Annotated in this window: 20 protein-coding genes; 9 read left to right on the top strand and 11 right to left on the bottom strand. The window is 39.6% G+C overall.

Annotated elements, in window-relative coordinates; all coding sequences use genetic code 11:
- Positions 1-14: 14 nt before the first annotated feature.
- On the bottom strand, positions 15-974 hold the full coding sequence (locus tag MKX73_RS11285; RefSeq protein WP_340717517.1) for an NAD(P)H-dependent flavin oxidoreductase: 960 nt from the start codon (positions 972-974) through the stop codon (positions 15-17).
- Positions 975-1,100: 126 nt separating this feature from the next.
- On the opposite strand from MKX73_RS11285, the gene MKX73_RS11280 reads away from it, so the two are divergent.
- Entirely contained in the window at positions 1,101-2,570 is a 1,470-nt protein-coding gene (locus MKX73_RS11280; RefSeq protein WP_340717516.1) for an aminotransferase class I/II-fold pyridoxal phosphate-dependent enzyme, read from the top strand.
- A 36-nt stretch (positions 2,571-2,606) separates the two neighbouring features.
- On the opposite strand, the gene MKX73_RS11275 is transcribed toward MKX73_RS11280, so the two are convergent.
- From MKX73_RS11275 to pdhA, 7 genes are all read right to left on the bottom strand, one after another.
- Positions 2,607-3,296, bottom strand: a complete 690-nt coding sequence (locus tag MKX73_RS11275; RefSeq protein ID WP_340717515.1) for an LrgB family protein — start codon at positions 3,294-3,296, stop codon at positions 2,607-2,609.
- Positions 3,259-3,672, bottom strand: a complete 414-nt coding sequence (locus MKX73_RS11270; protein ID WP_340717514.1) for a CidA/LrgA family protein — start codon at positions 3,670-3,672, stop codon at positions 3,259-3,261. The genes MKX73_RS11275 and MKX73_RS11270 overlap by 38 nt, the downstream gene beginning before the upstream one ends.
- A gap of 380 nt (positions 3,673-4,052) precedes the next feature.
- Positions 4,053-4,616 (bottom strand): hypothetical protein, encoded by a 564-nt coding sequence (locus tag MKX73_RS11265; RefSeq protein WP_340717513.1) that lies wholly within the window; start codon positions 4,614-4,616, stop codon positions 4,053-4,055.
- A gap of 289 nt (positions 4,617-4,905) precedes the next feature.
- Positions 4,906-6,318: a dihydrolipoyl dehydrogenase gene (gene lpdA / locus MKX73_RS11260; RefSeq protein ID WP_251689582.1), complete on the bottom strand. Its 1,413-nt coding sequence runs from the start codon at positions 6,316-6,318 to the stop codon at positions 4,906-4,908.
- Positions 6,319-6,322: 4 nt separating this feature from the next.
- On the bottom strand, positions 6,323-7,696 hold the full coding sequence (locus tag MKX73_RS11255) for a dihydrolipoamide acetyltransferase family protein (protein ID WP_340717512.1): 1,374 nt from the start codon (positions 7,694-7,696) through the stop codon (positions 6,323-6,325).
- 18 nt (positions 7,697-7,714) lie between these two features.
- Positions 7,715-8,692 (bottom strand): alpha-ketoacid dehydrogenase subunit beta, encoded by a 978-nt coding sequence (locus MKX73_RS11250; protein ID WP_251689586.1) that lies wholly within the window; start codon positions 8,690-8,692, stop codon positions 7,715-7,717.
- A 3-nt stretch (positions 8,693-8,695) separates the two neighbouring features.
- On the bottom strand, positions 8,696-9,811 hold the full coding sequence (pdhA, locus tag MKX73_RS11245) for a pyruvate dehydrogenase (acetyl-transferring) E1 component subunit alpha (RefSeq protein WP_340717511.1): 1,116 nt from the start codon (positions 9,809-9,811) through the stop codon (positions 8,696-8,698).
- A gap of 384 nt (positions 9,812-10,195) precedes the next feature.
- Here pdhA and def point away from each other — a divergent pair, with 384 nt between their 5' ends.
- Positions 10,196-10,753, top strand: a complete 558-nt coding sequence (gene def, locus MKX73_RS11240) for a peptide deformylase (RefSeq protein WP_340717510.1) — start codon at positions 10,196-10,198, stop codon at positions 10,751-10,753.
- Positions 10,754-11,097: 344 nt separating this feature from the next.
- Here def and MKX73_RS11235 read toward each other — a convergent pair whose 3' ends face one another.
- Positions 11,098-11,868 carry a Cof-type HAD-IIB family hydrolase gene (locus tag MKX73_RS11235; RefSeq protein ID WP_340717509.1) on the bottom strand — a complete coding sequence of 257 codons (771 nt, stop codon included), beginning with the start codon at positions 11,866-11,868 and terminating at the stop codon, positions 11,098-11,100.
- Between the two features lie 341 nt (positions 11,869-12,209).
- Between MKX73_RS11235 and MKX73_RS11230 the strand changes: the two genes are divergently transcribed.
- Positions 12,210-12,419: a DNA-dependent RNA polymerase subunit epsilon gene (locus MKX73_RS11230; protein ID WP_008403475.1), complete on the top strand. Its 210-nt coding sequence runs from the start codon at positions 12,210-12,212 to the stop codon at positions 12,417-12,419.
- Positions 12,420-12,424: 5 nt separating this feature from the next.
- A complete protein-coding gene (gene rnjA, locus MKX73_RS11225) occupies positions 12,425-14,092 on the top strand; it encodes a ribonuclease J1 (protein ID WP_079524905.1) in 1,668 nt (555 codons plus the stop codon).
- A 97-nt stretch (positions 14,093-14,189) separates the two neighbouring features.
- On the opposite strand, the gene MKX73_RS11220 is transcribed toward rnjA, so the two are convergent.
- Together MKX73_RS11220 and MKX73_RS11215 are read right to left on the bottom strand one after the other, a co-directional pair.
- Positions 14,190-14,852: a potassium channel family protein gene (locus tag MKX73_RS11220; protein WP_340717508.1), complete on the bottom strand. Its 663-nt coding sequence runs from the start codon at positions 14,850-14,852 to the stop codon at positions 14,190-14,192.
- A gap of 57 nt (positions 14,853-14,909) precedes the next feature.
- Complete coding sequence (locus tag MKX73_RS11215) at positions 14,910-15,341, bottom strand: TlpA family protein disulfide reductase (RefSeq protein ID WP_340717507.1); 432 nt, start codon at positions 15,339-15,341, stop codon at positions 14,910-14,912.
- A gap of 225 nt (positions 15,342-15,566) precedes the next feature.
- On the opposite strand from MKX73_RS11215, the gene MKX73_RS11210 reads away from it, so the two are divergent.
- Genes MKX73_RS11210 through MKX73_RS11190 form a run of 5 tightly spaced genes read left to right on the top strand, consistent with a single transcriptional unit; the run spans position 15,567 to position 19,895 of the window.
- The gene (locus tag MKX73_RS11210; RefSeq protein WP_340717506.1) at positions 15,567-16,109 is read left to right on the top strand and encodes a helix-turn-helix domain-containing protein; all 543 of its coding nucleotides are present in this window, start codon (positions 15,567-15,569) and stop codon (positions 16,107-16,109) included.
- A gap of 16 nt (positions 16,110-16,125) precedes the next feature.
- Positions 16,126-17,226, top strand: coding sequence for an ABC transporter ATP-binding protein (locus tag MKX73_RS11205; protein ID WP_340717505.1), 1,101 nt, complete (start codon positions 16,126-16,128; stop codon positions 17,224-17,226).
- Complete coding sequence (locus MKX73_RS11200; RefSeq protein WP_340717504.1) at positions 17,219-18,022, top strand: ABC transporter permease; 804 nt, start codon at positions 17,219-17,221, stop codon at positions 18,020-18,022. Before MKX73_RS11205 ends, MKX73_RS11200 begins: the two co-directional genes overlap by 8 nt.
- On the top strand, positions 18,022-18,822 hold the full coding sequence (locus MKX73_RS11195; protein WP_340717503.1) for an ABC transporter permease: 801 nt from the start codon (positions 18,022-18,024) through the stop codon (positions 18,820-18,822). Before MKX73_RS11200 ends, MKX73_RS11195 begins: the two co-directional genes overlap by 1 nt.
- A complete protein-coding gene (locus MKX73_RS11190; RefSeq protein WP_340717502.1) occupies positions 18,819-19,895 on the top strand; it encodes an ABC transporter substrate-binding protein in 1,077 nt (358 codons plus the stop codon). Before MKX73_RS11195 ends, MKX73_RS11190 begins: the two co-directional genes overlap by 4 nt.
- The last annotated feature ends 16 nt before the right edge of the window (positions 19,896-19,911 follow it).

Raw genomic sequence — 19,911 nt, 5'->3', positions numbered from 1 at the left:
CCTGCCTTTAATCATTACTGTCCCCATTTTAAACGGATTTTTTCCGCTTGTACAACCATACGCTGAATTAATTCTTCCACTGACGGTACATCCTGAATTAATCCCGTCACTTGGCCTGCCCACCCGAAACCTTTTGTTGCATGGCCATCGTAAATGAAATTTTTGTTTGCTTCACCGCTAATATATGATTTCAGCGCTTCATATGTAGGCGTTTTTTGCTCCACTTCTAAAATCTCATCTGTAAATGCATTGCGGATAACTCGGGCAGGTGCACCGATTGAGCGTTTAATAATCGTTGTGTCTGTTTCTTCACTATCCATCAGTGCCTGTTTATATGCTTGTGAAGCGTGGACACATTCTTTTGTCGCAATAAAGCGTGTACCCATCTCAATTCCTTCCGCCCCTAATGCATGTGCCGCCATCCATCCGCGGCCGTCTCCGATTCCCCCTGAAGCGATAACCGGAATCGAAACACTATCGACTACTTGCGGTACGAGAACCATTGTTCCTACATCATCTCTGCCTAAATGGCCTCCGCCTTCTTGCCCGACAACCATTACTGCATCCGCTCCCAGCTGCTCTGCTTTTTGTGCCTGTCGTTTTGCAGCAACAAGTACGAGCTTTTTACACGATGCATCTTTTAATATGTCGAATATCGGGGCAGGATTTCCCCCGGTAATTGTTACTACAGGTACATCCATTTCACCGGCTACTTCAATCATCTTTTCGTATCCTTTTCCATGCATTCCTATCGCAAAGTTTACTCCAAATGGCCGATCTGTCATATCTCTCACTTTTTTTATTTCTTCTTTTAATGCTTCCGGCGATGGTAAGCTCATCGCGGTAATCTGTCCTAATGCTCCTGCATTCGAAACCGCCGCAGCAAGCTCAGAATAGGCCAGGTACGCCAATCCGCCTTGAATAATAGGATATTGAATTTGCAATAAATCAGTTACTTTTGTTTGCCATTTCATTGTTATTCCTCCTAAAATAATAGCTGTCATTTCAATTGATTGAAATATTTATATAGTCAGCAACTTTAATAGGTGCTATAATTCACTTGTTTTTAAAAAATACTAAATAGTGAGGTGGTACCTGCGTTGTCACAGTTAGAGACTCCTTTGTTTGATGCATTACTTAAGCATCGCAACAGACACCCTATCCAGTTCCATATCCCAGGCCATAAAAAAGGGCAAGGAATGGATCCAGCTTACAGAGAATTTGTGGGCGACAACGTTTTATCAATTGATTTAATCAACATTGCTCCACTAGATGATTTACACGCTCCTAAAGGTGTGATTATGCAAGCGCAAAACCTTGCTGCTGAAGCCTTTGGTGCTGAACATACATTTTTTTCCGTGCAAGGTACTAGTGGCGCCATCATGACGATGATTATGACTGTCGTCGGTCCAGGCGATAAAATTATAGTACCGCGGAATGTACATAAATCGATTATGTCAGCGATTGTTTTTGCAGGTGCTATTCCTATTTTTATTCATCCGGAAGTTGACAGCGAGCTCGGAATTTCTCATGGTATTTCACCTGAGTCTGTTGAGCGTGCATTGACGACATATCCAGATGCGAAAGCCGTGCTTGTCATCAACCCGACATATTTCGGTTTTGTTGCAGATTTAAAGCGCATTGTCGAAATTGTACATGCACGTAATATTCCAGTTATTGTCGATGAAGCACATGGCGTTCATATAAAATTCCATGATGAGTTGCCGCTATCTGCAATGCAAGCCGGTGCAGATATGGCTGCTACGAGCACACATAAGCTTGGAGGCTCCATGACAGGCAGTTCTGTCTTAAACGTCAGAGAAGGCCTTGTAACAGCTAAAAGAGTTCAGGCAGTATTTTCTATGCTGACAACGACATCGACTTCCTATCCGTTACTGGCGTCTTTAGATACGGCACGTCGCCAGCTTGCTGTCCATGGATATGACTTACTGGACGAAGCAATCCGTTTGGCAAAAGATGCCCGTAAACGCATTAACACGATTCCGCATCTACATTGTGTAGGGCGCGAAAAATTAGGAACTTCCGCTACATTTGATATGGATCCATTAAAGCTGTTAATTTGTGTAAAAGATTTAGGTATTACCGGACATGTTGCAGAAGAGTGGTTGCGTCAAAACGCAAACTTGGAAGTAGAGTTGTCCGATCTATACAATATTTTATGCTTAGTAACAATTGGTGATTCGAAAAAAGAGATTAATTTACTTGTTAATGCTTTGACTCGTATGTCGAAAAACTTCGAATCGGAAGCATCGATTACTGAAACAAATGTTCAAATCCCTGAAATACCTGCTCTTGCCATGACACCGCGTGATGCATTTTATGCTCAGACAGAAAGTATTCCTCTTGCACAGGCAGAAGGATATATTTGCGCAGAATTTATCATGGTGTACCCACCGGGCATTCCTATTTTTATTCCCGGGGAAATAATTACACAAAGCAATATTAATTTTATAAAGATGAATATTGAAGCTGGTCTCCCTGTTCAAGGTCCCGAAGACAGTACATTAAAAAATATTCGTGTTATCAAAGAGCGGAAAGCGATTTATTAATATTTCAGACAGACAGCCAAATGCTGTCTGTCTTTTTTAAAATAAATACATCGAAATAAGCGGAATAATGAAGGCCCCCACAACCGCACTAAGCCCCATAGAAAGCGACCCGATTGATAAATCTTCTTCACTGTACTCTTTTAATTTTGTCAATCCGACACCATGCGATGCACTTCCCATAGCGACACCTCGACTGATTGCAGTATCAATTTTAAATAGTTTAAATAATACCGGACCTAAAATGGCGCCAGTAAACCCGGCGACCATTACCATTACGGCAGTCAGCGGCGGTATTCCCCCAACAATTTCACTTACTTGCATTGCTACAGGTGTTGTCAATGATTTCGGTAATGAAGTAAGTATAAAATCTTTGCTCGAACCGAAAAGTATCAGTAATGCTACAACGCTGACCAGACCTGCGAGCATTGCGACAATAATGCTCGTAATAATCGAGTATTTGTATTTGAAGATAAGCTCCCGCTGGTTGTATAAAGGAAACGCCAATGCTACGACTGCCGGACCAAGCATTTTGGAAATCCATTGTCCTCCTTCCATATACGTTTCATATGGAATATTAAAAACCAGTAGGATAATGACCGTAATGCAAGTCGCGGTTAAAATAGGCAATAAAAATGGATGCCCCACCTTCAAGTACAGCCTGTTCAACAATACAAAAAGAAGAACAGTGCTACTTATGATGAATAGAATTAGCAGTAGATGCAGCAATATTCTCTTCCTCCTTCATTTTGCGTTCCTTTCTTTCTATTAATTTACTGATTTTCCCTGTAACAACCAGCGCAAATATTGTACTGATTATGACAGCTAAAACGAAAAGCCCTCCTGATATCGTGAGCAGTTCAGGATAATTGATGACGGCCACTGTCGAAGGAATAAAAAACAATGTCAAAAATGCCAGCATAAAACTTGCACCTTTTTGTATGTATTTTACATTTAAAATTTTAAAGTAGAGTGCAAGCCATAATATAACCAACCCGATAATACTCCCCGGTATAATGATCCCTGTAATAGAAACGATAAATTCTCCAGCGAGATAAAATAATATGATAATGCCAATTTGGGCAATAGTACGAATTATCTCCATCAGCTAACCCCCCTTTACACAGTTTTTGTCCTGCATTAACGTTTAGTAAATCTTCCCACACAAAAGATAAACCGAGCGAAAAATATAGGTGGGAGAACAACCATCCGTAAATGCCGAATTGTCGGACCAACACGATATTGACCACGCAAGCGCTGTCACCGGACATGTTTCTTTTAGATTGCGTTCCTTCCAAACAGCGGGAATGCCCTCAATGTTTGAAGTTTCACTTTATTGTACGTCTATTAGAAATATCTGTCTATTTTATTTTCCTGCTATAATTTAAGTCATTTCTTGATATTTAAAGTAATATAAAAAGCTACCTTGCTTAAATTAATACAAGGCAGCTCCATCAAGTTTGTATTCATTTAAAATGTTCTTAATCATTTTAGCTGTACATCCATTAAAGATTCTAAAACACTTCTTAAAGCAAAAATCAGTTCATGCGTCGTTACATTTTCAGCAGTAGTTTCTCTTGCCAATTGCAATGTCATATTTATTTGCTCAACAGATCGATCTGTTATTTCATTGTAGGGGAGTTTACTTACATTGAAGAGAATTGCCTGCAATGTACTCCGTAAAACGGTTTCGGCGTTTTGCATCGTATCTTCCCTGTTGATATATTTATACGGATCATGCAATTCCATCGGTAAAGGTCTTGTTTGAAGTTTCCCTGCTGCTGTAATCAGCCCGCCATAAGCTTGGACGATATTAGTTGACTTCATGTTGATAGCATCGAATATGGCGTGCTGTAACACTTCATATGAGTCTATTGTAAAATCTGCTTTTTGCACTTCAAGCAGCTTCCTTACTAATACATCAAGCGCGATTGTCGCAAAACGCTCTGTCCGGTCTTCATACTTTTCTTCTTTTAACTCTGTTAATAAAACAACTTGTGATGATATCCATTCATTTTGCAGATTCTTTTCTTCACTTTGATAATTCATACCGTGACAACTCCCTTAATCAATGAATCCTACAAGCAGTCCATTTCCTATAATTAGAGCTTATTTCAAAATTCATTTGAATAAATTTAGATTGTTTTTGCTACCTATTCAAATGGATGTTTCAGTTATATATAACCATAATTTATAATTTAAAAACCTTTTTTATTATAGTAGGGAAACTTCTCTTCCCTTTCTTTGAGTATGCATTTTTTGTTGTAAGCTTTCCCGTTATTTATAGTCATCAAAAAACACTGCCCATTTAAAAATGGGCAGTGTAAATTTCATAAAATTATTTAGTTACAATATGGATTGGGTTGCCTAGTAAAACTTCAGCAGCTTCCATTGTAATTTCACCTAAAGTTGGGTGTGCGTGGATAGTTAATGCGATATCTTCTGCAGTCATACCGCCTTCAATAGCAGTTGCCATTTCAGCGATCATATCAGAAGCACCAACACCAACGATTTGAGCACCAACTAATAAGCCGTCTTCTTTGCGCGCTACTAGTTTCACGAAACCTTCTGTTTCGTTTAATGCTAATGCACGACCGTTTGCAGCGAATGGGAATTTAGCAGCTTTCACTTCTAAACCTTCCGCTTTTGCTTGCTCTTCAGAGTAGCCTACAGTTGCCATTTCTGGATCTGTGAAGCATACTGCCGGAATTGCTAAGTAGTCAACTTCTGATGGTTCACCAGCAATTGCTTCTGCAGCAACTTTACCTTCATAAGAAGCTTTGTGAGCAAGTTGTGGACCTGCAACGATATCACCGATTGCATAGATGTTCGATACTGAAGTACGACTTTGTTTGTCTACTTCCAATAATCCGCGTTCTGCGAATTTAATACCTACTTCTTCTAAGCCCATTTCATCCGTATTCGGACGACGACCTACAGTTACTAATACGTAATCTGCTTCAACAGTTTTTTCTTCGCCGCCTGCTTCATAAGTAACGACTACGCCATTTTCGTTTTCTTCTACGCCTTTAGCAGATGCGTTTACTACAACTTCAACGCCCTTTTTCTTAAGACCTTTTTTAACGATTTGCGTCATTTGTTTTTCGAAACCAGCTAAAATATCTTTACCGCCTTCGATAATTGTTACTTGAGAACCTAAGTTAGCATAAGCTGAACCAAGCTCTGTACCGATGTAACCGCCACCGATAACAACTAATTTACCTGGTACTTCAGGGAATGATAATGCACCAGTTGAGCTTACTACACGTTTTGTAAATTTAAATGTCGGGATTTCGATAGGACGAGATCCTGTTGCTAAAATAGCGTTTTTGAATGTATAAGTTTGAGCATTGTCGCCGTCGATAACACGTACAGTGTTTGCATCCACGAAGTATGCTTCACCTTTTACGATATCTACTTTGTTTCCTTTTAATAAGCCTTCAACGCCGCCAACTAATTTTTTAACAACGCCGTCTTTGAATGCTTGTGCTTTAGACCAGTCTAATTTCACTTCTGATGCTGTAACACCCATATCATCAGAATGTTGGGCATTTTCAAAGCGGTGACCTACTGAAATTAAAGCTTTTGATGGGATACAACCTACGTTTAAACATACCCCGCCTAATGCTCCACGTTCAACGATTGTTACTTTTTGACCTGTTTGTGCTGCACGGATTGCTGCTACATAACCACCAGGGCCAGAACCTACTACAAGAGTATCTAGTTCGATTGGAAAATCTCCTACTACCATTTTTTTACGCCTCCATTAATAATAGTTGCGGCTCACTTAATAAACGTTTTAAATGATTTAAAGCGTTTTGTGCAGTCGCTCCATCGATCATTCGATGATCAAAGCTCAATGATAATGCTAACACATGTGCTGCTACAATTTCACCATTTTTTATTACTGGTTTCTCTGAAATACGCCCAATTCCTAAGATTGCCACTTCAGGATGGTTAATTACCGGTGTAAACCATTGTCCACCAGCTGAACCGATATTTGTAATCGACATTGACGCACCTTTCATTTCATGCGGTGCTAGCTTACCATCTCGCGCTTTTACAGCCAATTCATTAATTTCCTGAGACAAGCCAAACACAGACTTACGATCAGCATGTTTAATTACAGGAACTAATAAACCTTTTTCTGTATCAGCCGCAATACCAATATTATAGTAATGTTTATTAATAATTTCTTGTGTTGCATCATCAAGTGAACGGTTGAAATCAGGATATTTACGTAAAGTCGAGATTAAAGCTTTCACAACATACGGTAAATACGTTAATTTAACACCTTGTTCTGCTGCAATATCCTTAAATTGTTTACGGTGTGCAACAAGTTCTGTTACGTCCACTTCATCCATTAACGTTACGTGCGGAGCTGTATGTTTTGAATGCACCATCGCTTTTGCGATCGCTTTGCGGATACCGCTCATTTTTTCGCGTGTTTCAGGGAACTCGCCTTCAAGTGCTACAGGAGCAGCTTGTTTCTCTTCTGCTTGTGGTTGTTGTGTCTCTTTAACCTCTTCTGTTTCAGAAGCCGACTGTTGACCACCGTTCAGGAAGCTCTCAATATCTTCTTTTAACACACGGCCGTTTTTGCCTGTGCCTGAAACTTGCTGAATCTCTATACCTTTTTCACGAGCATACTTACGAACAGAAGGCATTGCGATAATGCGTTTGCCTGAAGTTTCTGTTTCAGATGGTGATGCAGTTTTTTCTGTTTCAGCAGGAGCTTCCGGCTGAGCAGTATCTGCACTTTTATCCGTTTTAGTTTCTTCTTTTTTCACATCTTGGCCAGCCTCAGCAGTAGACTGTACTTGTGCTTCTGTTTTATTCGATTCATTTGATTCGTGGTGGTCATCACCTTTTAGTTTTAAATCTTCATAGCCTGGTGCATCAAAGCGGATTAAGGCATCCCCGACAATCGCAACCGTTCCTTCTTCTACATAGATTTCTTCTACTGTACCATCAACTGGTGACGGAATTTCAACGACTGCTTTGTCATTTTGAACTTCTGCTAAAATATCGTCTTCTTTTACTTGATCGCCAGGTTTAACGAACCATTTGACGATTTCACCTTCATGAATACCTTCTCCAATATCTGGTAAACGAAACGTAAATGCCATTTATCTCACCCTCAATTCTTAGAATGTTAAGACTTTCTTTGCAGTTTCCATTACATCTTTATACGTAGGCAACCATACGCCTTCCGCTTGCGGGAATGAATAGATTGTATCTGGTGCAGCAACACGTAATACTGGTGCTTCCAATGATAGAATCGCACGTTCTGTAATTTCTGCGACTACATTTGCCGCAATACCTGCTTGCTTTTGCGCTTCCTGAACAACAATTGCACGACCTGTTTTTTCAACAGATGCAATAATTGTTTCGATATCCAACGGCTGAATTGTACGTAAATCGATTACTTCTACTGAGTAGCCTTCTTTTTCCAACTCTTCTGCCGCTTTTAGACTTTCGTGAACCATTAGGCCGTAAGCAATGATAGAAAGGTCTTTCCCTTCACGTTTCACATCTGCTTTACCCAATTCAATCGTATATGACTCTTCCGGAACTTCTTCACGGAATGATCGGTAAAGTTTTAAATGCTCTAAGAAAATAACCGGATTATCATCACGAATCGAAGCGATCATTAAACCTTTTGCATCATATGGTGTTGATGGGATAACAACTTTTAATCCTGGTGATTGAGCCATCAGCCCTTCTAAAGAATCCGAGTGCATTTCAGGCGTATGAACACCACCGCCAAATGGAGAACGGATTGTTACTGGCGCATTATACGTACCGCCTGAACGGTATCTCATACGAGCCAATTGCCCGCTGATTGAATCCATTACTTCGAATACGAAGCCGAAAAATTGAATTTCAGGTACTGGACGGTATCCAGTTAACGCTAAACCAATTGCTAAACCACCGATTCCTGATTCTGCAAGCGGCGTATCAAATACACGATCAACGCCGAATTCTTTTTGAAGACCTTCTGTTGCACGGAATACCCCGCCGTTTACACCAACGTCTTCACCGAATACTAAAACGTTCTCGTCATTTTTTAATTCGCAACGTAATGCATCTGTAATTGCTTGAATCATTGTCATTTGTGCCATGGCTTATTTCGACTCCTTCTCTTTATAAATCGCATACTGTTCTTTTAAGTTCGCCGGCATTTCTCCAGCGTACATATTTTCCATTAATTCCGTAACTTTTTGTTTTGGTGCTTGGTCTGCTTGTTTAATAGCATCTTTAATCTCTTCTTTAGCACGCTCAATTACTGCTTCTTCTTTTTGCTCATCCCATAAACCTTTACCTTCAAGGAATGTACGGAAGCGTACTAATGGATCTTTCGCAGCCCATTCATTGTCGATATCCGTTGTACGGTAACGTGTCGGGTCATCCCCTGCCATCGTATGTGGCCCATAACGGTAACACATAGTTTCGATTAATGTTGGTCCTTCACCACGAACAGCACGGTCACGCGCATCCTTTGTCGCTGCATATACTGCTAATGGATCCATTCCGTCTACTAATACACATGGAATACCAGCAGCTATACCTTTTTGTGCAATTGTTTTAGCAGATGTCTGTAATTCACGCGGTGTCGAAATTGCATATTGGTTGTTTTGCACGATGAAAATCGCCGGTGATTTGAATGCGCCCGCAAAGTTGATTCCTTCGTAGAAATCACCTTGTGATGAACCGCCATCACCTGTATAAGTAATCGCAACTGTATCTGAACCACGTTTTTGTAAACCAAGTGCTACACCGGCAGTTTGGATATATTGTGCACCGATAATAATTTGTGGTGCCAATACATTAACGCCTTCCGGTACCTGGTTACCAATGAAGTGACCGCGGCTGAATAAAAATGCCTTCCATAACGGCAACCCGTGCATAACGATTTGCGGAACATCACGATATCCCGGTAAAATCCAGTCTTCTTTTTCCAAAGCATAATGCGATGCAAGTTGTGAAGCTTCCTGACCCGCAGTCGGTGCATAGAAACCAAGACGTCCTTGACGGTTTAACGAAATCGAACGTTGATCTAAAATACGTACGTAAACCATACGTTCCATCAATTCAACTAATTGCTCGTCCGTTAAGTCCGGCATTGCCGCTTCATTTACTATTTCACCCTGCTCATTTAAAATTTGGAACATCTCAAACTTACTTTCAATTTCCTGTAACGTTCCAGCTGGGTCCAATTGATTCTTCATTTTTTCTGCCATTGTTTACATCCCCTTTGAACTGTATTAAAAAAATTTCGTTTTTTACTAGTACAACGTTTCTATAAACCGAGTATAAAGAATAAAATTCTATCGGTCAATCATTGTTTATCATCTTAATTAAAGATTTTTCCTCGCATCAGTCTAAACTAATACAGTTACATTACCTGTATTACACAACAATCACCTCTGTACTATAATAGAAAAAACACCCAATAAATTTTGTTATTTTAATTTATAGCGACACACGATTTATTCATTCCCTTTTAATGAATGGTTAAATCTGAAATCACGATAATTTTCTCTGGGAGAAGTTTTTTTCTTACTTCCATTCCGGAGAGTCGTGTATACTTACACATATAAGTTTGAACTGAAAGGAAGTTTCACATGATTTTAATGGAACATATTATCCGTGAAGGACACCCTACATTACGCACACGCGCGGAAGAAGTTACTTTTCCGTTATCTGCAGAAGATCGAAAGCTCGCAGATGATATGCTGCAATATTTAATTAATAGCCAAAATCCGGAAATTGCTGAAAAATATAATTTACGCGGCGGCATCGGCTTAGCTGCAAACCAGGTAAACAGTTTAAAACGTATGTTTGCGCTGCATTTGGAAGATGAAAACGGCGAACAGATCAGCTTTGTCGCAGTTAACCCTAAAATTGTAAGCCATTCGGTTGAACAGACGTATATAACAAGCGGTGAAGGCTGCCTTTCGGTAGACCGTGCCGTACCTGGTTATGTTTACCGCTATGCACGTATCACTGTGAAGTTTATGACAGTGGACGGAGAAGAAAAGAAAATGCGTTTATCAGGACTTCCTGCAATCGCATTTCAGCACGAATTAGATCATTTAAACGGTGTTATGTTTTACGATCGCATCGATGAAAAAGATCCGTTCGTCCAATTAGAAAACAGCATTCCATTCGGTAGAGACTAACTTCCGCAGAACCCATTTTCGTTTGCAGCGAAAATGGGTTCTTTTTTAATCAGTTACTAATAGAAGAAAGTCAGCTTTAACTTCGGAAGTTCTAATAAAATTGGAAATGTTCTAATATTCCTTAAAATGTTCTAAAATAAGTGTGATCTTCTAATATAACTGTCCTTTGTTCTAAAATGACAGAGCGATGTTCTCATATCCTTTCCATTCTTGCTAATATTGGTTACCGATTTTCTAATAACCTTATACATTGTTCTAATAAAATAAGGCTCCTCATTTCACAAAAACAAAAAACGCTGTGAAATCCCTCCACAACGTTTCTTCCATTACATTAACTATTTCTACTATATCAATTTCAATTTCTTCATCGCGTCAGCCAAGCCGTCATTGTCCACATGCCCTGTAATCATGGAAGCTGCTTCCTTTGCCCGTTCATGACCATTCTCCATCGCGACACTGTAGCCAAACTCCGACAGCATTTCAATATCATTTAGTCCATCGCCAAATGTAATAACATCCTCTTCCGGAAATTTAATATGTTCCAGCAATTTTCGAATGCCGTTCGCCTTTGAACCGCCATCCGGAAGCACATCACAGGAAAAAGGATGCCAACGGATAAATTGTACCTGCGGGAATTCCCTCTCATAAATCGGCTGATCTTTTTCTTCTATAAATACTAGTGTTTGATAGACAGGTGTGTGCAAATAGTATTGCGGATCGATTTGCGGATATGGATACTGTAATGTCGACAAACTGCTCTCCACACTATCATAGTCACTTTCGGTAGCGATCATTTCCTTTTCATTCAGGAAGACCAATGGATGGTTGCGCTGTGCGCCAAATTCCAGAATTTCCGTTAATGTTTCGTTGGCGATCTGATCTGTATAAACGACTTCACCTTGATAAACGACATATTGCCCGTTAAATGTCACATATGTATCAATTTCAAGCTCTTCCAGTATATCTTTTATCATAAATGGCGCTCGTCCTGTTGCAATCGCAATTTCGTGACCATTCTCGCGCGCCTTGAATATCGCGTCCTTTGCCGAAGTAGGTAATTTTTTATCTGAATTGTACAGAGTGCCGTCTACATCAAAAAATAATATTTTCTTCAATTTATAACGCTCCTTTATTTATTATAGGCCCTTTACAGAAATCTGAAAATTTAGTATAATGAGTGTGAGGAGTGATGACCTATGTTAAAACGTCTCAAAAAGAAATGGCGAAAACGATTAAATGGCATCCTCGGAAAAAAATTAATTGCCTAACACTTCATTTACAGTGGCACGCCCAATTACAGGACGTGCCATTTTTTTGATTCGTGAACACGTTGATGTTGACGAAATTTGAAGGGCTTTTCTTTATTTTAAAGGAGTCCCGTGATAATATAAAGGAAATGCATTTTTCTACAAGTTAGAAGTGCAGTAATAATGTTCGTACTTAAAGGAGAGTAACTATGATTTACAAAGTCTATTATCAAGAAAACATTTCTGAGATTCCAGTTCGCGAAAACACAAAAACACTTTATTTAGAGGCGTCATCTGAACGTGAAGTACGTCACTATTTAAAAGACCGAAACTACAATATCGAACTTGTTCAACTTCTAGAAGGCAACTATTTAGAATATGAACAAAACAGCCCGAATTTCCGTCTGGAGAACGCTTAATTGTTATGAAATTCGTTAAGAATGATCAAGCGGCTGTATTCGCACTCGGCGGACTGGGCGAAATCGGCAAAAACACATATGCAGTACAATTCCAAGATGAAATCATCCTAATAGATGCAGGTATTAAGTTCCCTGAAGATGATTTGCTTGGTATTGACTATGTAATTCCAGATTATACGTATTTAGTTCGAAATGTAGACAAAATCAAAGGCTTATTTATAACACATGGTCACGAAGATCATATCGGTGGTATTCCTTATTTATTACGTCAAGTTAATGTTCCTGTATACGGCGGAAAACTTGCACTAGGTCTACTTCGCAACAAATTAGAAGAGCATGGCTTATTACGTACAACAAAACTGATTGAATTTAAAGAGAATGATGTCATTAAATTCCGTAAAACAGCTGTCAGCTTCTTCCGTACAACACATAGTATCCCAGATGCATATGGTATTGTCATCAAGACACCACCGGGTAATATTGTGCACACTGGTGACTTTAAGTTTGACTTTACTCCAGTAGGCGAGCCTGCTAACTTGACGAAAATGGCGGAAATCGGCCGTGATGGCGTCCTTTGTTTACTATCAGATAGTACAAACGCCGAAAAGCCTGATTTTACAATGTCTGAGCGTACAGTCGGGAAAAGCATTGACGAAATTTTCCGTAAAGTTGACGGACGTATTATTTTCGCAACATTTGCTTCAAATATCCACCGTTTACAACAGGCAACAGATGCAGCCGTGAAATATGGCCGTAAAGTGGCTGTGTTCGGTCGATCAATGGATAACGCAATTACAATCGGCCGTGAATTAGGCTATATTACAGCACCTAAAGAAACATTTGTCGATATTCAGAGTTTAAACCGTTTACCTGCAAATGAAGTGATGATTTTATGTACCGGTTCTCAAGGTGAACCAATGGCTGCATTATCACGAATTGCCAATGGTACACACCGTCAAATTCAAATCCAGCCTGGTGATACAGTTGTATTCTCATCTTCTCCGGTTCCTGGTAACACGATGAGTGTAAACAAAATTATCAACTTATTATTCCGCGCTGGGGCAGAAGTTATCCATGGTGCATTAAATAATATCCATACTTCAGGTCACGGTTCTCAGCAAGAACAAAAGCTTATGCTTCGTTTGATGAAACCTAAATTCTTTATGCCGATTCATGGTGAATACCGTATGTTGAAAATCCACACTGAATTAGCTGAAGCTTGTGAAGTTCCATTGGAAAACTCATTCGTTATGGAAAATGGCGATGTACTTGCATTAAGTGCAAATGAAGCACATGTTGCAGGACGCATTCCTTCAGGTGATGTGTATATCGATGGTAATGGAATCGGGGATATCGGCAATATCGTATTACGTGACCGCCGAATTCTTTCAGAAGAAGGTTTAGTCATCGTAGTCGTAAGTGTTGATATGGCTAAAAATAAAATTGTTTCCGGTCCGGATATTATTTCTCGCGGATTTGTGTATATGCGTGAATCAGGTATGATGATCAATGAAGCACAAAAAATGCTGAATCATCATTTAAACAGCACGATTCAGGAAAAAGATACACAATGGAATGATTTGAAAAATGAAATTACCGATGTATTAGGCCCATATTTATATGAAAAAACGAAACGTCGTCCAATGATTTTACCGATCATTATGGAAGTATAAAACGGGACTGGTCCTCAATATAAAAAATCCATCATTTTGCTTTTGCAAGATGATGGATTTTTATTTATGTCTGTTTGCTCATCGAACGTGCTCTACCCTACCGCTGGATAACTTTCTTCACAAACCGGTTAATATCAACATCCGCACCGATAATGAGCAACACATCCCCTACCTGAATACGTTCTGTTGCATTCGGGGAAATCATAATCTCTTCACCGCGTGTAATGCCCACAATGTTTAAACCGTATTTCGCCCGTACATCCAGTTCGATTAACGATTGACCGGCAATACTTTCGTTTGCCTTAATTTCCATAATGGAATGTTCTCCGGAAATCTCCAAGTAATCAAGCACACTGTTTGACATCATGTTATTGGCGATCCGGATCCCCATATCACGTTCAGGGTGCACAACAAAATCAGCACCGATTTTCAGCAAAACTTTTTCATGGTAGTCATTTTGCGCTTTTACTGTAATTTGCGGAACGCCAAGCTCTTTCAAAATAAGCGTTGTTAAAATACTCGATTGGATATCTTCCCCAATCGCGACAATGACATGTTCGAAATTCCATAAACCTAGTGATTTGATTGTTTCCTCTTCTGTCGTATCCGCTACTACAGCCTGTGTCGCAATGCGGGCAAATTCATCGACACGTTCACTATCCGTATCGATTGCCATTACATTGGCCCCCTGTTTTACGAGTTCACGTACGATACTTCCTCCAAAACGTCCCAGCCCTATTACTACAAATTCTTTTTTCATTTTTTTCTCCTCCGAACATCCAGTTGCCACTAGTTTAACGCATCAAAACAGCTGTTGTCATTTAATTATACGCTCTATTTTCTGTTGCAGTAATTTAAGTGCAGAATAGCCCGACTTATAAAAGCGTAATTGCTGCTGTTCATCAAATATATAATAAGCAGGCACAAATTGGTTTCCGAACCTGTCGCTTATTTTTAGTTCATTATCAAGGTAAACAGGGTATATTATTTCCAATTGCATTATTTTTTCTTTTACAAGGGCTTCCGAATAATCCGATTTTTCCCTAGGCATATGAATCGCGTGAACCGCTAACCGATTCCCAAATATACGCTCCAATTCCTTCAGATTCTTGATGGAATTGGCGCATTCCGAACAGCTCATTGACCAGAAATATACTAATGTCGCTTTAGCATCTTCTTCGTAAGTATTCTTCCTATTTATTATTTTCGTCGCGCCACTTAGCGATGGCATTAATGTTCGAATCCTCATTTATACTCACCTCGTTGTAACATATGTAATGACGGTTTTTTCGGTACCATTCAAATGCCCCAAGACGAATATCAATATATATTTCGGCAAACCCTTGAAAATACCCATTTATTATGTATAATTATTATTGCTTTCGTAAACTTAAAGTATTGTAAAAGTAAACTTCCTTACTCAAGGTTTATATACAGTAAACTAATGAGCGAAAAATATAAGGGGTGTGACTAGATGCAAATTGGTTCAAAAATTAAAGCACTTCGTATAAAAAAAGGGCTTACCCAGGAAGAGCTCGGGGAACGTACCGATTTAACAAAAGGTTATATTTCCCAACTGGAGCGCGACTTAAATTCCCCTTCCATCGAAACATTGTTTAATTTACTGGAAGTTCTCGGGTGTTCGCCACGGGACTTTTTTGATGATGCGCAAAAAAATGAGAAAATTGTTTTCACGAAAAATGAACAGACATGCTTCATTGATCAAGATAAAAAATATGAAATCGAGTGGCTTATTCCGACTTCAAATGAAAAGGAAATGGAGCCGGTCTTCATTACATTGCAAAAAGATGCAGAATTTAAAGCATTCGAGCCGTCACTGGCAGAGACATTCATCTATGTTCAAAACGGACGAATTCGAGTCGTACTCGGCAATGAAGAATATATCGCCAGTGAAGGTGATGCCGTATATTACGAAGCATCTTCCAACCATCAAATTTTCAATGCGCACAGTGGCATAACAAAATTGCTCCTTGTCGCAACACAATCATATTTATAAATTAGGAGGATGCATAATGAATAACACGATTATTCGCTTTGAGAATGTCACAAAATCATATGATGACGGAACAGTAGTTTTAAAAGATATTAACTTTGAATTGGAAAGAGGTAAGTTCTACACATTGCTCGGACCATCAGGATGCGGGAAAACAACGATTTTACGTATTATCGCCGGGTTTACCGACGCTTCTACAGGGGATGTTTTTTTCAACGGAAAGCGGATTAATGATGTCCCGGCAAATGAACGCCAAGTAAATACGGTATTCCAGGACTATGCACTCTTCCCTCATTTGAATGTTTTTGAAAACGTGGCATTCGGCTTACGTATCAAAAAAATAAAGGAAGCCGAAGTAAAAGAACGTGTGCAGGAAGCATTGAAGTTCGTTAACTTGGCAGGCTACGGCAGCCGCGAAATTTCGGAAATGTCCGGTGGTCAGCGTCAGCGTGTTGCGATTGCCCGTGCGATTGTCAATGATCCGGACGTAATTTTACTTGATGAGCCTTTATCTGCACTTGATTTAAAATTACGTACAGAAATGCAGTACGAGTTGCGTGAACTGCAGCAGCGTCTTGGTAAAACATTTATATTTGTTACACATGACCAGGAAGAAGCACTTGCAATGAGTGATGAAATTTTTGTCCTTTCCCAAGGCGAAATTAAGCAGTCCGGTACACCTGTTGATATTTACGATGAGCCGATCAACCGTTTTGTTGCGGACTTCATCGGTGAATCCAATATTGTCGACGGCATCATGATTGAGGATTACCGCGTGAAATTTGCCGGAAAAGAGTTTGAATGTGTCGATGCCGGGATGAAAAAGAACGAAAAAATCGATATTGTCATTCGCCCTGAAGACTTGGAAATTACAACACCGGAAAACGGCAAGCTGATCGTAACAGTAGATACACAGCTGTTCCGTGGGGTGCACTATGAATTATCGACATATGATAAAGACGGCAATGAATGGCTTGTCCATTCGTTGAAAAAAGCGGAAGTTGGCGCGGAAATCGGATTGGACTTTGATCCTGAAGCAATTCACGTAATGCGTTTAAACGAAACCGAAGAAGATTTCGATAAACGTTTAGAAGCGTATGGGGATGAAGAACATGAATAAAACAGCTAAAGGACCTTTAATCCCCTATGTATTCTGGATAATATTATTCGTTATCGCACCAATTGCATTAATTGTCTATTATTCTGTTCTTGATTTAAACGGGAACTTTACATTGGCCAACTATGCGAAGTTCTTTACACCGGTTTATTTGAAAATGACATTGAGCAGTTTCTGGTATGCATTTTTAATTACATTGTTTACATTATTATTTGCCTACCCTACTGCCTATTTACTGACTAAAACGAAGCATAAACAGCTTTGGCTTATGCTGATCATTATTCCTTCTTGGATTAACCTGCTGTTAAAAACATATGCATTTATCGGCATTTTCGGTTTGTACGGACCGATCAATGCAATGATTGAAGTGTTTGGTTTTGATCCAAAGCAAATTTTATTTACGGACTTCAGTTTCGTATTTGTATCGGTTTATATTTTCATTCCATTTATGATTATTCCGATTTTCAACTCATTGGACAAAATGAATCCTTCACTGATTTACGCATCACGCGACTTAGGGGCAAATGCATGGACAACTTTCCGACGTGTCATTTTCCCGCTGACAATCGACGGCGTAAAATCGGGTATTCAAGTAACATTCATTCCGGCATTGTCACTATTCATGATTACACGTTTAATCGCCGGAAACCAGGTTATTACTCTAGGTACGGCGATCGAACAGCAATTCCTTGTTTCCCAAAACTGGGGTATGGGTTCAACAATTGCCGTATTCTTAATTCTATTCATGGTGCTTACAATGCTGTTCACGAAACAAAAATCTAAAGGAGGACGTGTCTGATGAAAAAGTTGTCCGCTATGTCGAAAGTATATTTACTTTTCGTATTCGCGATCCTTTACGCACCAATATTCTATTTAATCTTCTACTCCTTTAACAGTGGCGGCAGCATGAACAATTTCGAGTCATTCACATTAGAGCACTATGCGGCTGTATTTGAAGATTCAAGATTAATTATTATTTTGCTGAACACAGTACTCGTTGCCCTTTTATCGGGTTTGATCGCAACGGTTATCGGAACGCTCGGGGCAATCGGTATTGTTTCATTGAAAGATAAAAAGATGCGCAATACTTTGCTTTCATTAAATAATGTTCTCATTGTTTCACCGGATGTTGTAATCGGTGCAAGCTTCTTGATTTTATTTACAATGATCGGTGTAAAACTGGGATTCGCTTCAGTACTTGTATCGCATGTCGCATTCAGTGTACCGATCGTTGTACTGATGGTTTTACCTAAACTGCTTGAAATGAATACTTCCCTGATCGATGCTGCACGAGACTTGGGTGCAACGAAACGCGATGTATTGACACGTGTTATTTTACCGTATATTTCACCAGGGATTTTCGCCGGTTTCTTTATGGCCCTGACGTATTCACTGGATGACTTTGCGGTTACATTTTTCGTAACAGGAAATGGCTTCAGTACATTATCTGTTGAAATTTACTCGATGGCCCGTGCCGGCATTTCATTAACAATCAATGCCATTTCAGGGCTGGTATTTGCCGTAACGGTATTAATCGTTATCGGGTACTACTTTATTAACAAGCGTTCAAAATCTATAGCAACGGGGGGACAACGATGAGAGAATTAGTTCAAGCAACGACTGCCATTGTCATTGTATGTGCCCTGCTGTTTTTTACAGTTGACCGTATGCAATCCGCTGGTTCCGCAGGCAGTAAAGATACATTAACGGTTTATAACTGGGGTGAATATATCGACCCGGAATTAATCGATAAATTTGAAGAAGAAACTGGAATTAAAGTAACGTATGAAACATTTGATTCAAATGAAGCGATGTTGACGAAAGTCCAGCAAGGCGGTTCTGCCTATGATATTGCGGTTCCTTCCGAATATACGATTGAATCAATGAAGGAAGATGGCCTGCTTATTCCGATTGATCATAACTTAGTTCCGAATCTGCAAAATATTAATGAAGACTTTTTGGATTTGCCGTTCGATCCAGGAAATGAATACTCAATTCCCTATTTCTGGGGAACAGTTGGGATTGTCTATAATCCGAATTTAATTGATGACCGTTTAACGTTCGAAACTTGGGAAGATCTGTGGGATCCTTCATTACAACGGAAAGTCTTTCTCGTTGACGGCTCCCGTGAAGTAATCGGAATGGGGCTGAACTCAATCGGCGAGTCACTTAATGAGAAAGATGATGATTTATTGCGTAAAGCGACAGATCACTTAATTGAACTTTCACCAAATATTAAAGCTATTATCGGTGATGAAATTACACCGCTTATGATAAATAATGAAGCATCTGTAGCATTAACGTTCTCCGGTCAGGCCGCAGATATGATGTGGGAAAATGAGGAATTGGAATTCGCCGTACCGCAGGAAGGTTCTAACTTATGGTTCGACAATATGGTGATTCCAAAAACTTCACAAAATATCGAAGGTGCCCATAAATTCATCAACTTCATGCTTGACCCTGAGAATTCTGCACAAAATGCTGACTATGTCGGCTATTCAACACCTAATGAAGCCGCTTGGGAACTGATGGATGAGGAAGTTATTAACGATGAACGATTCTACCCGCCGCATGACCAGCGAGAAAAATTGGAAGTTTACGAAAACCTTGGCCTTGAATGGCTGGGAAAATACAACGAATACTTCCTTGAATTTAAAATGAGCCTGAAATAAAAACAAAAGCGTGACC

It is taken from the genome of Solibacillus sp. FSL W7-1436 (assembly GCF_038007305.1).
Taxonomy (GTDB): domain Bacteria; phylum Bacillota; class Bacilli; order Bacillales_A; family Planococcaceae; genus Solibacillus.
Note: the sequence above shows the minus strand (reverse complement) of the source record. Positions and strands in the feature narration are given on the sequence as shown.